Origin of the sequence: Streptomyces sp. 8N706 (genome assembly GCF_052245415.1) — a bacterium.
In the GTDB taxonomy this organism is placed as follows: Bacteria; Actinomycetota; Actinomycetes; order Streptomycetales; family Streptomycetaceae; genus Streptomyces.
In genome coordinates, this window is record NZ_JBQQBW010000049.1 from 14,173 (window position 1) to 29,987 (window position 15,815).

Annotated in this window: 8 protein-coding genes; 3 read left to right on the plus strand and 5 right to left on the minus strand. The window is 72.8% G+C overall.

Annotated elements, in window-relative coordinates; all coding sequences use genetic code 11:
- Positions 1-9: 9 nt before the first annotated feature.
- From ACTWQE_RS19495 to ACTWQE_RS19505, 3 genes are all read right to left on the minus strand, one after another.
- A complete protein-coding gene (locus ACTWQE_RS19495; protein WP_443330259.1) occupies positions 10-1,536 on the minus strand; it encodes an ABC transporter substrate-binding protein in 1,527 nt (508 codons plus the stop codon).
- Positions 1,537-1,654: 118 nt separating this feature from the next.
- The gene (locus ACTWQE_RS19500) at positions 1,655-3,760 is read right to left on the minus strand and encodes a hypothetical protein (protein WP_443330260.1); all 2,106 of its coding nucleotides are present in this window, start codon (positions 3,758-3,760) and stop codon (positions 1,655-1,657) included.
- Positions 3,761-3,974: 214 nt separating this feature from the next.
- Positions 3,975-8,411, minus strand: coding sequence for an HAD-IC family P-type ATPase (locus ACTWQE_RS19505; RefSeq protein WP_443330261.1), 4,437 nt, complete (start codon positions 8,409-8,411; stop codon positions 3,975-3,977).
- A 163-nt stretch (positions 8,412-8,574) separates the two neighbouring features.
- Between ACTWQE_RS19505 and ACTWQE_RS19510 the strand changes: the two genes are divergently transcribed.
- Both ACTWQE_RS19510 and ACTWQE_RS19515 read left to right on the plus strand, forming a co-directional pair.
- Positions 8,575-9,144 carry a hypothetical protein gene (locus ACTWQE_RS19510; RefSeq protein ID WP_443330262.1) on the plus strand — a complete coding sequence of 190 codons (570 nt, stop codon included), beginning with the start codon at positions 8,575-8,577 and terminating at the stop codon, positions 9,142-9,144.
- 187 nt (positions 9,145-9,331) lie between these two features.
- Positions 9,332-9,697, plus strand: coding sequence for a hypothetical protein (locus ACTWQE_RS19515; protein WP_443330263.1), 366 nt, complete (start codon positions 9,332-9,334; stop codon positions 9,695-9,697).
- A 289-nt stretch (positions 9,698-9,986) separates the two neighbouring features.
- On the opposite strand, the gene treY is transcribed toward ACTWQE_RS19515, so the two are convergent.
- Together treY and glgX are read right to left on the minus strand one after the other, a co-directional pair.
- On the minus strand, positions 9,987-12,536 hold the full coding sequence (treY, locus tag ACTWQE_RS19520; RefSeq protein ID WP_443330264.1) for a malto-oligosyltrehalose synthase: 2,550 nt from the start codon (positions 12,534-12,536) through the stop codon (positions 9,987-9,989).
- 111 nt (positions 12,537-12,647) lie between these two features.
- Complete coding sequence (glgX, locus tag ACTWQE_RS19525; RefSeq protein WP_443330265.1) at positions 12,648-14,762, minus strand: glycogen debranching protein GlgX; 2,115 nt, start codon at positions 14,760-14,762, stop codon at positions 12,648-12,650.
- Between the two features lie 223 nt (positions 14,763-14,985).
- Between glgX and ACTWQE_RS19530 the strand changes: the two genes are divergently transcribed.
- Positions 14,986-15,807, plus strand: coding sequence for a Tat pathway signal sequence domain protein (locus ACTWQE_RS19530; RefSeq protein ID WP_443330286.1), 822 nt, complete (start codon positions 14,986-14,988; stop codon positions 15,805-15,807).
- Positions 15,808-15,815: the final 8 nt, after the last annotated feature.

A 15,815-nucleotide genomic window follows, 5' to 3' on the forward strand; every position in this document is an offset into this window, starting at 1 on the left:
TCGGTGGGGTCAGCTGAGATCGCTCTCGGTCAGCGGAGCGCCCGAGCGAGCCGAGACGTCCACGGTGCGCACGGTGCCGTCCGGCTCTATCTCGATGATGGGCACGGCCTTGCGATCGGGGGAACCGGCATTGCTCAAGGAAATCAATCCGCTGGCGCCCTTCACCGACTCCACTCCGTGCAGCGACTTCCAGATCTGGATGGCCTGCGAGCCGGTGACCCGGCCGCTGGACTCCGAGGCCAGCCGCACTCCCGACAACGCCGTGAGCACGGCGTCATGGCCCATGATGGCCTGCCCGTCGTTGAGTGTCTCCTCGGGGAACGCCGAACGGTACCGTCCCTTCTCCCCGAACGACTGGACGGCCCACCCCGGATAGGCGTTCTCCCGTTTCTTCCACGCCCCCTGGTGGGCGAGACCGGTGTAGAGCAGCCGTACCTTGCCGCTGCGCAGCGTCTCCTTGATCTCCTCGAACCCCTTGGCCTGCGCCGACTGGGAGGCGTCGTCCCCGGAGAAGACCACCAGTTCGCGGTCCGTGCACGGACGGTCCTTCAGCGGGGCGAGGAAGCGCGGCAGATCGATGCCCCGACCGGCGAAGTAGACGACGTCCGGTTTTGCCGCGCACAGCGTGGCCATCCGCGTCTTGAAGGCGGTGGCCACGCCCTCGTGGGAGGAGTCGTACTCCTCGATGTGGTCGACCAGCCGGTCACGGGGGAAGGCACGCAGGAATCCCTGACTGAGCGTGCGGGTGTATTGGTCGTCGGGGCGGGAGTCCTGGACCACCAGCACCCGGCGGGCGTACGGCTTGTCCCGGAGGTACGCCGCGGCCGCCGCCGCCTCGTCGGAGTTGGTGGGAGCGACCCGCACCAGGCCCTTGACCCTGCTGAGCGTGTCGGCGGTGAGGACCGAGCCGGTCGCGGCCAGCCGCAGTCCGTCCCCACCGTTCCGCGTGATCGTACGGATCATCTTCTCCGTGGCGTCGGTGCTGGTGCCCAGCCCCGCGACGGCGACGATGTGGTCGGGGCGGATGCGTTCACGGATCCGGTCCAGAGCGGCCGCGCGCTGCTCAGGGCTGATACCGCTGTTCGCCAGCAGCAACTTGATCTTCGGAGCGTTGCCGTACTTGTTGCTGTTGTTGGCCTCGTACTGGGCGACGTACGCGCCCTGGATCTCATGGCGTACGGAGTCCGGCGTATTCGTGTCGCCGGCCCCCGGCAGCATCGGCATCAGATACACGATGCTCACGAACCGTGGCACGCTCTGCTTCCCGCCCGAGCTGCCGAGCTTCTTGTTCTGCTCATGGATCAGCCCCGACACCGGCCGGAGGTTCTCGCTGAAGGCGTACGAGCCATCGGTCACACCGACGCACTGCGCCGGTGTGCCGACGCGCCGGACACCGGGGGCACAGGATGTGTCCTCGGGGCGCAGCGTCCACACCAGGACGCCGGCCACGAGGGCGAGCAGCACGGCGCCCGACACGGCGTTCCAGGGCCAGCGGGCCCACAGCGGGCGATGGCGCACCCAGGCTCCGGGGGACATGGCGGCTTCTCCTCGTTCGATGCGGGATTCGATACGGATCGTTGGCCCGACCCGGTGGTACGGGCAGGTGGTACGGGTCGGTGGCTGGGACGGCCGGTACGGGACGGCGGCAGGGGGTTCAGTCGGCGTAGCGGGCGGCCTCGTCCAGGAGCGTGTCCGCGTCCGCGTCCGCGACCATGGCCAGCTGACGGAACATCGCTCCGATCTTGTAGTTGAGCTCGGGGCGGCCCGGCGGCAGCCGGTTGCGCGGATCCCCCGCGAGCCACAGGGCGGCGCACAGTTCGGCCAGGGGACGGCCCCGCGCCCGGTCCCGGTACGCATCGGGCGCGTGCTCCCGTGCCAGCTCCCCGGCCCGCCGGGGCGGTGGAGCGTCGGAGAGCTGCGCCCGGTACATGGGGGCGGCGGTGACGTGGTACAGCTCCCGCAGCCAGGGCCGCAGGTCGGCGGCGGTCAGTCCGGGGACGAAGTGCGCCACCACCGCTTCCAGTTCGTCGATGGCCAGCCGGTGGTACAGCGAGTCCAGCGGCTGGCCGTGGCGGTGGTGCCAGTCCGCCAGGGTGCCGTGGAGGGCCCGCCACTCCTCCCACGAGCCGTTCGGCGGCCCGGAGAGCTCGTCGAGCAGCAGCAGTCGCAGCCAGGGGTGCAGCACAGGGCGGCCGTCGTGGGTGGTGTCGACGGTGTCGGAGGCGGTGTCCCCATGTGGCGCGGGCAGGGGCTGCAGATACCCCGAGGGGGCCGTGCCGCCCCGGGTGTTGGCGTCCTCGGGGACCGGTCCGGACAGCCAGAGCCGGTTGCGGAGCTCGCGCATCACGGTGTCCCGGGCGTGTTCGGGGCGGCCGTTCAGCAGACCGGCGTTGACGGCCGCCTTGGGGGTGCGGGCGGCGGCGATCCGTGTCGCGGCGGCCCGCTGGGCGTCCGTGAGACCGGTCAGCAGATAGTCGCGGACGGACGCGGCGAGCTGGGGCCCGCGCACCGGAGCGGCGGCCGCCGGTGTGCCCGGCGGTTGCACGGGCGTGTCGAGCAGGCCGCGCAGATCCTCCGGGGTGTGCTCCAGCAACCGGTCGATGGCGGCGTGGAGCTGGAGGACGCTCCAGGGATGGCCGTAGGTGAGCCGGTGCACCAGCGGGGTGCTGTGCGACAGCGCACCGGTCTCCGGCCGGCCTGTCCGACGGGCGGCACCGGACTCGTACCGCCCTGCCTCCAGCGCCACCTCCACGGCATCGAGGTCGCGCAGCCGCACGGGGTACCACCAGTCGGTGAGCGGCGTGCCGGCGCGGGCCCGCCAGGCGGAGTAGGAGGCGTCCGCGGGGTGGTGGATGTACGGGTCGTCAGGTCTGCCGTCGCACGGGCCCGGCACCGCCTGGGTGGTGGCGCTGGTGGCCACGACGAGCAGCGGATCGTACGCGTCCGAGCGGGCGCGCTCGGTGCGCAGCCGCAGCAGCACCTCGAGGAAGCGGAGGGCGCCGTCGTTCCGGTCGATGTCGTCCAGCAGGGCGAGGCAGTTGTGGAGACGGTGGCTGCGGGCGTGCCCGGCGCACAGGTCGTCCAGGAAGGCCAGGCACAGCCGGCGGTCCACGAAGTCGCGGTCGGTGGGTATGCCACTGCGGCCGCGCCGGTTGAGCTCCACCAGCTCCTCCAGCGCGCTGGCGGGGCCCGAGGATCCGTACGAGGCCAGCGCCCGGTTGAGGAAGGTGCCGGCCGGCATGTACTCGAAGCCCCGCAGCAGTACGCCCACGATCAGGTCGATGCCGGGAACGGGGGAGAGCCCCAGCGTCTCGACCAGCCCCGCTATGCCCTCGCCCGCGTCCGCCGCGGCTCCCCGGTTACGGGCCCGGCGCAGCGCCTGGCGCAGTTCGCGCGTGGCCTGTCCGCGGTCGGTCAGCGACAGCTGCGGCTGCACGGCGAGCAGTCCGAGCAGCAGGCGCGGGAAGCGGAGCGGCTTGCTGCCACGGTGCTTGCGGGACAGCAGGAAGGCCAGGTGCAGGGCCACCTCGTGCGGGCGCTGCTCGGCGGCTGCCGCGAAGTCGATCCTGGCGACGGGGGCGCCCTCGGTGACGGAGGCGAAGTGGTCGAGGGCGTGGGTCTTGCCGCTGCCGGGACGGCCCAGCAGCGCGATCACCGGAAGAGGGCGGTCGGGCTCGGCGGGGCGGTGCAGCCAGCACTCATGGACGAGACCGGCTGCTTCCGCCAGTCCGGCGGGCGGAGCCGGTGGGCTCTGCGGCATGGGATCCCCCTTCCAGCACGCCGCGGCCACGGTGGTGCACGCATGGCACACCGTGACTGCTGACACGCATCGTGTCACGAACTGCCGGGCGGAATCACAGGAATTGACAGAGCGACAGCTTGCCCCGCCAAGCCCCCGGACCTGCTGCGCCTCTTCCGGGCACACGGGTTCGGCGCCGTACGTCACGGTGTGGCAGGGACCGCCCTACCGGAACTCAGGCCTCGGCCGTCCGGAGACCGTGGACCAGCGGCGCCAGGGCCGTGGCCAGGAGAGTGGCCGCGGTGATCGATCCGAGGGTGATCGTCCAAGCCACCGGCCCGAGAGGGGTGCACCCGAAGAACTGACTCACGCCCGGTGTCTGGATGATGCCGGCGAGGAGCGCCGCGGATCCGAGTCCCGCGACGAGAACGTGACGGTCCAGGCCACCGGTGGTGAGCGTCTGCGCCAGCTGGGTGCCGACCACCGCCGCGAGCGCGACCGTACTGGCGCGCCGCGCCCGGCCCGTGACCCGCGCGGCGCCCCACGCCAGACCTGCGCCGAAGGCGGTGGTGACGCCGCGCAGCACCATCTCATGGGTGAGCGCGGTCCCCAGGGAGTGGCTGGGGCCCTCGCGGAGTAGCCGTTCGCCGGTTTCACCGGTCGGTTCCCGTACGGCGATGGCGAGGGCGGGCGCGAGGTCGGTGAGCAGGTTGACCAGCATGATCTGCCGGGCGTTGAGCGGCGAGTTACCGGTCAGGGCGGAGGCCAGCACACTGAAGGTGACCTCGCCGAGGTTGCCGCCGATGAGGATGGCGAGAGCGGCCCGGACCGACGCCCACATCGCGCGGCCCTCCATCAGCGCGGAGACGATCGTCTCCAGGCGGTCGTCGGTCACGACCAGGTCGGCGGCCGCGGTCGCCGCGGGCGTGCCGCGCCGTCCCAGAGCGATGCCCACGTCCGCGAGCCGGATCGCGGGAGCGTCGTTGGCGCCGTCCCCGGTCATGGCCACGACCCGGCCGAGCCGCTGATACGCCTGAACGATACGGACCTTGTGGCGCGGGCTGCACCGGGCGATGACATCGACCGTCGGCAGCAGCGCGTCCAGTTGCTCGTCGTCGAGTTCGTCGAGTTCGGGCCCCGTGGACACCGTCTGGTCCGCATCCTCGCTGACCGTGGCCGCGATGGCGTCGGCGGTGGCCGGGTGGTCCCCGGTGAGCATGACGGTCTGCACGCCCGCCTCGTGCAGTCGCGCGGTGGCGGGGGCGGCACTGGTACGGACCGGGTCCGCCAGCGCGATGAAGCCGAGGAAGACCAGGTCCTCCATCGCGTCGTCGGTGAGGTCCTCCTCCTCACGCATCGGGCGCTCGGCCACGGCCAGCAGCCGGCGCCCGGCACCGGCGAGCTCGTCGGCGGTGGCGGTGAGCTGCGCACGGCCGGTGTCGTCGAGCGGGACGTCGTGGTCCGCCAGACGCCTGCGGCTGCACCGGGCCAGCACGTTCTCCGGTGCGCCCTTCACACTGAGCAGCGCGCCGCGCGAAAGGCGTCCGGCAGTGGCGTGATACGCCCGGGAGGGTTCGAAGGGCAGCGCGTGCGTCCGGCGCCAGCGGGGGGCGCCGAGCCGTACGGGGACCTTCGCACGGCGGGCTCCGGCCGCCACCGCACGATCGGTCTGGTGGGCGAGCGGCTCCGCCTGACGGGCCGGCGGGGTCGCCCGCAGGGCGGCGGCGAGGATCGCCTTGTGCGGGGTGTCGAGACGGTCGGCGGAGAGGACACGCTCGCCGTCGCTGACGGCGACGAACTGGAGATTGCCCTCGGTGAGGGTCCCGGTCTTGTCGAAGCACAGGACGTCGGCGCGACCGAGCGCCTCGATGGTCCGCGGATTGCGCACCAGCGCCCCGACGTCCGCCAGCCGGCGCGCCGCGGCGAGTTGGGCCGCGTTGACGAGGAACGGCAGCCCTTCCGGTACGGACGCGACCGCGAGATTCACCGCCGAGGCGATCGTCCGGGCGAGCCCCTGTCCGTGCAGCAGACCCGCCCCGGTCACCGCGGCGCCGGACCCGAGCGCGACGGGCAGGCTGGCCTTGGTCAGCGAGGTCAGGCGCGCCTCGACGCCCGTCGCCGGGGCGGCCTGGCGGGCGGTGGCCAGGCTGCGCCCGACCTCGGTGGCCGGACCGGTCGCGACCACGACGGCCACCGCCTGTCCCGCGGTCACGTTGGTGCCCTCGTAGAGCATCGAGCGACGGCCGGTGATCTGTGCGGCGATCACCGGCGCGGGGTCCTTGGTCACCGGCAGGGACTCGCCGGTCAGCGAGGATTCGTCCACCTCCGGCCCCTTGGCCTCCAGCAGCCGGCAGTCCGCCGGAACCACGTCCTCGGGCCCCAGCACGATGACATCGCCGGGCACCAGGTCCCCGGCCGTGACCAGCCGCTCGGTCCCGCCGCGCCGTACCCGCGCGCCGATCGCCGAGCGGGCGAACAACTCGGCCAGCGCACGCTCCGTACGGACCCGCTGGACACCGCCGACGAGCGCCGAGGTCCCGGTGATGGCGGCCACCAGCATGGCGTCGGTCCGCGAGCCCACGGACGCGGCCAGCGCCGCCCCCGCCGCCAGGACCGGTGTCAGGGGGTTGGCGAGCTCCTCGACGAACGCGGCCGCCAGGGTGGTGCGCGCCGGCTCGTCCGGCCGCGGCGCGCCCCCGGCCCGTGCCGCGGCCCTTTCCGGCGGCAGACCGTCGCTGGTCGTATCCAGCCGCTCCAGGACCCGGGGTACAGGTATCAGGTGCAAGGGCGTACTGGTCACGGGAGGGGCGATCGGCCGGGACATCAGCTGCCTGGCGCGCCAGTGGCCCAGGACGAACGCCACGGACCCGGCGGAGTTGGAGGCCGCCACTCCACGTGACGTCGCCTGCCGGGCCGGGCCCTGGAGGGCGGCCACGCCGCCGATGCCGCTGCCGCCCGCGGCCAGCACCGCGCTGTCCCGGTCGACCCGTGCCGCCACGCCGACGCCGTCCACGATCAGCCCGGCCGACTCCAGGTCGGAGCCGACCAGCAGATGGGCACCCCACGCCGGAGGGTCGCCTTCGCGGTGGACTCCGACGCCGCAGTCGGAGGCGGCCAGGGCACGGCGGTTCCCCGAGAGCAGCAGCACCACCGCGCCGTCCGCCTGCACTTCACGCACCGAGGCCACCAGCCGGCCACCGGCGGGGACGACCGCGTCCGCGAAGGAGAACAACGGGTCCTCCCGGTCGGTGGCGAGCACCACGCGTGCTCCGGCCCGGCGGGCTGCCGCCGCAACGGCCTCGGCACCCGGGGCGGTCTGCGTCGCCAGGCCCGCCACGGCCTGCAGCGTCCGCCCCTTGGCCAGGCCCAGCACGCGCTCACTGCCCCTGCGGCGCAGCCGCCCGGCGGCCTGCCGCCCGGTACGCCCCGTCAGATCCAGGTCTTCCAGGGGGCCCAGCCGCCAGCCGTGGTCATCGCGCCGGCCCTGGTTCGGGTCGTCCGGGTCGAACAGGGCGAAGAGGTGGTCGGTGGTCCGTTCCGGATCGGCTCCGCTCAGCAGCTCCAGGTCGACCAGGTCGTAGCGGTCGCTGCGCAGCGTCTCCTCGTCCAGCACCACGGTGTCCACCTGGCCGAGCCGGCGCAGCGCGCTCCGGTCCATGGCCACGACTCCCCGCAGCGCCAGGAACCGGCCCAGGCTCGTGGCGAACCCCTCCCGCCCGGCCTGCGGTGCCTTCGGTACGGCGGTCAGCGCCAGCGCCAGCCCCCGCCGCGGCCCGACGAACGGTACGGCCATGGCGCCGGCCAGCGCGCCGATCCCCATCGACCGCTGGGCGTAGCGGTCCGCCGCGTCCTGCGGAGGCGTACCCGGCCGCTCCACCACGATCGCGTCGGCCGAGGCGTACTCGGGCCGGCACACCAGCCCTGGCTCCGCCGCGGCCCACGCCTCGCGGTCGGCGCTCGCCTCCCGCCACTGCGCCACCCGCTGCACCACATCCAGGGCCAGCCCGCCGCCCCGGGTGGCGACGCCCTGGGCCAGCGCGCTGACGACCGGCAGCACCGACTCGGCCTGGTGCGGGCCGGTGAGGCCCTTCGCGACCAGATGCCGCAGCTGCGGATGGTGCTGCAGCGCGGTGGCGAGCGCCCCGACCTCGGTCGGCAGCCGCACCCACGGCGCCAGATTGCGGATGGTGGACAGGAGCAGGCCGAACCCGTCCGCTACCAGGACCTGGACCGACTGCCGGGTCCGCGGGCCCTCGGAGGGGTGATGCGGCTCGGGGCACCACTCGTCGAACTCGTCCGGTACGGCCGCGCCGCGGGCCTCCGCGTCCGCGACCAGCGCCGTCAGTTCCCGCACCGGCGGCGGTGGCGAGGCCAGGCCGACCACGACCCTCTCCGCCGGGGCGTTCACCCGCGCCCACTCCACCCCCGGGTGCTCCTCGAGCGCACGCTCCACCAACCGGGCCAGATGCTCTCCACGGGAACCGTGGACCCCTTGGACCTCGATATGGCAGCGGCCGGGCCGTGACCACACCCCCCGCCGCTCCAGCCCGATCAGCCGGCCCGCCAGATCACCGGCCACATCCGCGGCCCCGCGCACACCGGCCGTCACCAGGCCCGTGATCGGCCCCAGCAGCGGAATCACCGGCGGACCCGGCGCTGACGACGATGACATGAGCGGCGCCCTTCCGAGCTGGAGACGTCACCGCTCGGGTCCCGAGGGGCCGTGGCGGCGGCCACTCCGCGAGTAACCCCCGGCGGCCGTTCAACACATGCCGGAATTGTTTATTCTTGTGGGACAAAGAACTCCCAGATCATTGCGTGTGGACGTGAGAGCCGTGACCAATTCGCCTTCCTCACGGAAGACCACCGCTTCCCAGAAGAACGCCGAAGCCGCTTTCGGGAAGAACCCCGAAGCCCAGCAGAGCGCTGAAGCCCAGCAGAACGCCGAAGCCCGGGAAAGCGCGGCAGCCGGGGCGAACACCGAGACGCAGCCGAGCGCCGGCGCACCGCGGACCGAAGCCGCGGCGACCACCGCCGGAACCCGGACCCCCGGATCCCGGAAGGCCTCCTCCCCGAGCAGGGCCAAGGCGGCGGCCCGCTCCGAGAACCGTGGGACCGAGCAGACACCGGAGGACGCGGAAAAGAGCGACCGGCGCACCGTGACCATCACGCTCCCCTCGTTCGACCGCGTCGCCTCCCGAGCCGCGAACGCCGCGATGCTGCCCGTGGCCGCCGCCCGCCAGGTGCTGCCGGCCAAGGGGGGACTGCCGGTCTACGTGGGCCTGGGCGTCCTCGGCATCGCGGACGTCATCGAGTGGCCCGTGGCAGTGGGTATCGGCGTCGGCTACGCGGTTCTGCGTCGCCAGGGCGTGCTGCCTTCCGAGCCCGTCGCCGCGAAGAGTTGAGCGCCTGACCGGGTGACGGCGCGGGAGCCGCGACCGCCCCACCGACCTGCCGGAGCTTCCGCGGAGCCGCCGTCGTCGCGGGTTGCCGGTGCCCTTCGCATCAGCAGCGGGCGTCCGCGGAGCAGCCCCGGGGCGCGCATCCGGCCCGGCGCGTGCATTCCGCACCGCGCGGAGGGAGCATGGAGTCATGGCGAGGAAGGTTTCCGCCGGAAGCAGGGCCCGGCGGGCCGCTCTGAGCGCGGTCCGGGAGGCTCTGGAGCGGGGCGAGCTGCCTGTGGAGGCGGCTGAGCTCCTCCAGGGCAGCGACGCCGAGTTCTGGGCCGGGCCCGACGGCCGGGTGTACGTACGGCCCTTGCGAGCCCTCGTGGCCGGAAGCGGCCCCGTTCAGCGGGCCCCGGAGGTCGAGCTGGTCGTGGACCCCCGCGGCTGCTCCGGCAGTGACGCGTGGTTCGAGTCGGAGTGGTGCGGGCGCGCGCTGTGGAGCGGTGACATGTCCCGGCTCACCCACTGGCGCGCCGCCGACAGCACCTGGCCGGTCCTGGACGAGGTCTGATCGGGGCGTACACACCTCGGGCCGCGGCGGTGCCGGAACACACCTCGGGCGGAGTGCCGTACACCCGCCTCGGGCCGCCGTCCCGTCCACACGCCGGGCGACGCCCTGGGCGTACTCACAGGGCGTACGCACGCGAGCCCCGCCCCCTCCTGCGCGGATCGCCGGTCCGTCCTGCGGGGCGGACGACCCGGGCGGCGGACGGGGGCATACGGCGGAGCGGGTCATACGGCGGACCGGGGCATACGGCGGACCGGGTCATGCGGCGGACCGGGTCATGCGGCGGACGGGGTCATCCCCGGATCAGCAGGGCCACCGGCGATCCGTCGAACAGCTCTGCGGCCCGCACTGCGCCGCCTCCCACCGTCCGTCCCGACAGCAGATCGGTCCAGCGCCCCTCCGGCAGGATCACCTCCGTGTCCCGCCAGCCGCCCGCCTCCTCCAGGCGGCGGGGGAGCCGGGTGACCGCGGTGACGGCCTCGCCCGCCCGGGAGAAGGCGACACCGTGCACGGCGGCCGCACCCCGTAAGGCCAGCGGTTCGTAGTGGCCCGACCCGCCGAACCAGTCCGGGTGGGCGCGGCGCAGCCGCAGCGCCGTGGCCGTGAGCCGGAGCTTGTCCTCCGAGAGCCCCCGTGGGTCCCGTCCCGCGTCCAGTTCGGCGAGGACGCCGGGTTCGCAGCCGAACGGCCGACGGTTGTCGGGGTCCACCAGGGCGGTGTACTCCCGCTCCGTGCCCTGATAGACGTCGGGAACTCCGGGCATGGTCAGATGCAGCAGCGTCGCGCCGAGGATGTTGGCGCGGGCTCCCTCGGCGAGCGAATCGATCAAGGGCGCGGCCGTACGCATCGGCGGCCCGCACGGCCCCGCCGTCACGAAGTCCTCCACCGCTGCCTCGTACGCCGGGTCACCCTCCGTCCAGGAGGTCCGCAAACCGGCCTCCCGCACCGACTTCACCACGGCCGGGACGAGCCGTTCGGGCGGCGTCCGGTCACAGCAGGGGAACCCCAGCCCGAACGCCGCCTGCCAGGCCGTCCAAGCGACATGCCGGTCCGGGGCGGGCGCGGGCGCCGGGGCGCCCTCCGGAGCCCGGCCGGGCGCTGAGCCGGGTGCGTACGGCACTTCCGGGCGCGCCGTCTCCTTCGTCAGCTGCTCGACCAGCCCGGCCCACTCTCCCGGAGCCTCGGTCAGCAGCGCGATCCGGCTCCGTACGTCCGCGCTCCGCTTGGTGTCGTGCGTGGACAGCACCGTCCCGGTCGCCGGCCAGTCGCGCTGCAGACGGGCGCAGAAGTCATGGAATCCGTCCACGGACACGGCCGGGCTCCCCGGATCGCCGCCGACCTCCCCGGCCGACAGCAGTGGCGCGTAGCGGTAGAAGGCCTTGTCCTCCACCGACTTGGCACGCAGTGCGGACGAGGTCTGGGCGAAGCGCGAGCAGAACTCCCGGTGGTCGGGTGTCGCGCCGAGCAGCCCGAGCGCCAGATCCCGGACGAGATCCACCGCGTCCGCCTCCTCGGGGACCGTGAAGACGGCACGCGCGCCCTCGGCCGCGGTCCGCAACATCTTCGTGTCGCCCTCCGGCACCCGCTCTCCCGCGACCGCGTACGGGCGGTACACCGGCACGCGTACCAGCAGCTCCCGCACGGCCGTGCGCAGCGCCCAGGGCGCGTGGTCGCGCAGAGCCGGTGTCGTCTCGCAGATCCGGGCAGCGGTACGGGCGAGCAGGGAGACCTCGGCAGCCAGTTCGTGTGTGACGACCTTGTACCCGGCGCGGCGCTCGGTGGCGGCCCACTCGCCGCCCCGGTCGGCGGGCTGCCCCGTGAAGCCCCGGTAGACGCCGAGAAGGTCCGCCGCCCCCGCCGGGTCGACGAACAGACCATCGACGCGCCGCAGCGCGTCGTACCCGGTGGTGCCGGCGACCGGCCAGTCCGCGGGCAGCCGCTCGCCGCCCGTGAGGATCTTCTCCACGACGGTCCAGCGGCCCCCCGTCGCCCGGTCGAGCCGCCGCAGATACGCCCCCGGGTCGGCGAGCCCGTCCGGGTGGTCGACGCGCAGCCCGTCCACGACACCGTCGTGCAGCAGCTCCAGCACCTTGGCGTGCGTCGCGTCGAACACCACGGGGTCCTGCACCCGCACACCGATCAGCTCCGAGATGGTGAAGAACCGCCGGTAGTTCAGCTCGGTGCGGGCCAGCCGCCACCAGCCGAGCCGGTACCACTGGACGTCCAGCAGCTCCGGGAGTGGCAGGTGCGCGGTGCCCGGCCGGACCGGGAAGACATGGTCGTGGTACCGCAGCACGTCCCCGTCCGGGGCGATGTGCTCCAGCTCGTCGCCGAGCCGCCCGCCCAGCACCGGCAGCAGCACCCGTCCGCCGTGCTGCTCCCAGTCGATGTCGAACCAGCGCGCGTACGGCGAATCGGGTCCGTCCCGCAGCACTTCCCACAGGGGCCGGTTCAGCTGCTCCGGGACCGGCACCGCCATATGGTTCGGCACGATGTCGAGCACCAGTCCGAGGCCGTGCCGCCGCGCCGTACGGGACAGCTCCCGCAGCCCCTCCTCGCCGCCCAGCTCCCCCCGTACGGCCGAGTGGTCCACCACGTCGTATCCGTGGGCCGAGCCCGGCACCGCCTCCAGTACGGGCGAGAGATGAAGGTGGGAGACGCCGAGCGAGGCGAGATACGGCACGGCCGCGGTGGCGGCGGAGAACGGGAAGCCGGGCTGGAGCTGGAGCCGGTACGTCGCCGTGGGCGCTCCGCCGGGTTCGGGTGGCGCGGTGGGCTCCGTCGTCACGGGCCGGTGGGGGGCGGGCTCGGACGGCTCGTGCTGAGGCGGCTCAGGCGTCATGGATACGGGCTACCCCCGGGCGCGGCTTTCGTGCCTCCCACCCGTGCATCCGTGGCTCGTCCCGTGCGGGGCCCGGCCACGCGCGCGTGGCCGGGCCGTACGGCAGGAGCGTCACGCCGGGCGTTGCAGCACCGTCAGACTCCTGTCCACCAGGGTGAAACGGTCACCCGCCTTGACCCTGCGGCCGGTTCCCGGCTCCACCCCCTCCGTACGGGCCGTGTCCACCACCACCTGCCACTGCTGTCCGTGGTTGACCGGGACCACGAAGTCCAACGGCTCATCACTGGCGTTGAACATCAGCAGGAACGAGTCGTCCTCGATCCGCTCCCCGCGCGGGCCGGGCTCGGAGATCGCGCGGCCGTTGAGGAAGACCGTGAGCGAGCGGGCGGACGCGGCCTGCCAGTCGCGCTGCCGCATCGCCTCCCCCTGAGGAGTGAACCACGCGATGTCCGAGAGGTCGTCGTGCGTGCCCTCCACCGGCCTGCCCTGGAAGAAGCGGCGGCGCCGGAAGACCGGGTGGTCCCGTCGCAGCCACACCATCGAACGGGTGAACTCCAGGAGCCGGCTGTCCGCGTCCGGGCCCGGCCAGTGAACCCAGGACAGCTCGCTGTCCTGGCAGTAGGCGTTGTTGTTGCCGCCCTGCGTACGCCCGAACTCGTCGCCGTGACTGAGCATCGGCACGCCCTGCGAGAGCATGAGCGTCGCGATGAAGTTGCGCTGCTGACGGCCGCGCAGCGACAGCACCCCCGGGTCGTCGGTCGGCCCCTCCGCTCCGCAGTTCCACGACCGGTTGTAGCTCTCGCCGTCGCGGTTCCCCTCGCCGTTGGCCTCGTTGTGCTTCTGGTCGTACGCCACCAGGTCGTGCAGGGTGAAGCCGTCGTGGCAGGTCACGAAGTTCACGGAGGCGATGGGCCGCCGCCCGTCGCTCTGGTAGAGATCGGAGGAGCCGGTGAGCCGGGAGGCGAACTCCGCCAGCGTGCGCGGCTCGCCCCGCCACAGATCCCGCACCGTGTCCCGGTACTTGCCGTTCCACTCGGTCCACAGCGGCGGGAAGTTGCCCACCTGATAGCCGCCCTCGCCCACGTCCCACGGTTCGGCGATCAGCTTGACCTGGCTGACCACCGGGTCCTGCTGCACCAGGTCGAAGAAGGACGACAGCCGGTCCACCTCGTGGAACTGGCGGGCCAGGGTCGCCGCGAGATCGAAGCGGAATCCGTCCACCCGCATCTCGGTCACCCAGTAGCGCAGTGAGTCCATGATCAGCTGGAGGACGTGCGGGCTGCGCATCAGCAGCGAGTTCCCGGTCCCGGTCGTGTCCATGTAGTAGCGCGGATCGTCGGCCAGCCGGTAGTACGAGGCGTTGTCCAGGCCCCGGAAGGACAGCGTCGGACCGAGGTGGTTGCCCTCGGCGGTGTGGTTGTAGACCACGTCGAGGATGACTTCGATGCCGGCCTGGTGCAGGGCCCGGACGGCGGATTTGAACTCCAGCACCTGTTGACCGCGGTCGCCCCAGGAGGCGTAGGCGTTGTGCGGGGCGAAGAAGCCGATGGTGTTGTAGCCCCAGTAATTGGCGAGGCCGGAGTCCACCAGACGGTGGTCATGGATGAACTGGTGGACGGGCATCAGTTCGAGCGCCGTCACCCCGAGCTCGGTCAGATGTTCGATGATCGCGGGGTGGGCGAGCGCCGCATACGTGCCCCGCAGCTCGTCCGGCAGAGCCGGGTGGAGCATCGTCAGACCCTTCACATGGGCTTCGTAGAGCACCGTCCGGTGGTAGTCGGTCCGCGGCGGCCGGTCGTCCCCCCAGTCGAAGTAGGGGTTGACCACGACGGAGGTCATCGTGTGGGGCGCGGAGTCCAGGTCGTTGCGTTCGGACGGCCTGCCGAAGTGATAGCCGTAGACCGCCTCGTCCCAGTCGATCCGGCCGCTGACGGCCTTCGCGTACGGGTCCAGCAGCAGCTTCGCCGAGTTGCAGCGGTGCCCGCGGGCCGGCTCGTAGGGCCCGTGGGCCCGGAAGCCGTACCGCTGCCCCGGCATGACACCCGGCAGATAGGCATGCCGGACGAACGCGTCGGACTCGCGGAGCTCCACCGCCGTCTCCGAGCCGTCGTCGTGCAGCAGGCACAGCTCGATCCTGCTGGCGGTTTCGGAGAAGACGGCAAAGTTCGTCCCGGCGCCGTCGTACGTGGCGCCGAGGGGATACGCCTGTCCCGGCCAGACCTGCATGATGTCGACTCTTCCACTTCTGATCCGGGCTCCGCGAGACGGCGAATCCCCGACCGAACAGGAACCCTTGTCCAACCAGCGGAGTTACGGGGCACTTTCGTCAGATCTTCCTGGAAAGCAGGGCAACCTCCTACGACAACGGCTCGTCCTACAGGGTGACCGATGCATACGTTGTATGCACTCATTAGGGGAGATGGGCGATGAGGGGGGACATGTGCGCACCATGATGCGCCGCCACCTGGGCAAGGTGGTCGCGGGGGCGGCCATTGCGGTGACCGGCACCGCGGTGATGGTCGGAGTGACCCTGCCGGGGAGCGCCGGCGCCGCTGACGGCCCGGCCGGCACGCGAGGCGGAGCGGCCGCCCAGGCACCGGGCCAGGGGCAGCAGGGGCAGACGCAGCAGCAGACGCAGCAGCAGCCCGGCGTCGTCGAGTCGCAGCCGCCGGTCGGCGAGCGGGGCACGGGCCGGGACGCGCTGACCGACGACGAGTTGAAGCGCGCGGAGCGGCTCGCCCTGAATCCGGGCCTGCGCGCCGACAGCGAGAACGTCACCGGCGGAGCGGGCCCGCAGTGGCTCAGCACGGATCTCGCGGAACCGCGGCCCTCGGAGGCCGGAGACACGACCCCGCCGCGCCGCGCCGAGATCTCGTACTACGACTACGAGGACGACACGCTCGTCACCAAGACCGTCAACCTGGCGACGGGCAAGGTCGAGGACACCGACAGCCGGGGCGGCGAGCAGCCGCCGCCGACGCGCGCCGAGGCCGCCGAGGCCGTGCGGGTGCTGCTGGACAGCCCCCTCAGCGCCGAGCTGAAGAAGGACTACGAGGACGCCACCGGCAAGGCGCTCACCGCGGCGGACCAGCTGGAGACCACCGGCATGGCCTACCGGGTCGACGAGGAGAACAGCGGGCCCGCCGGGCTGCGTGAGTGTGGCCGGCACCGCTGTATGCGGCTGTTCACCAAGGTGCGCAACGGCCCCTGGATCGACATCCGGCACCTGGTCGTCGACCTCAGCAACCGCACCGTGGGCCGCATCCGATAGACGTTCGG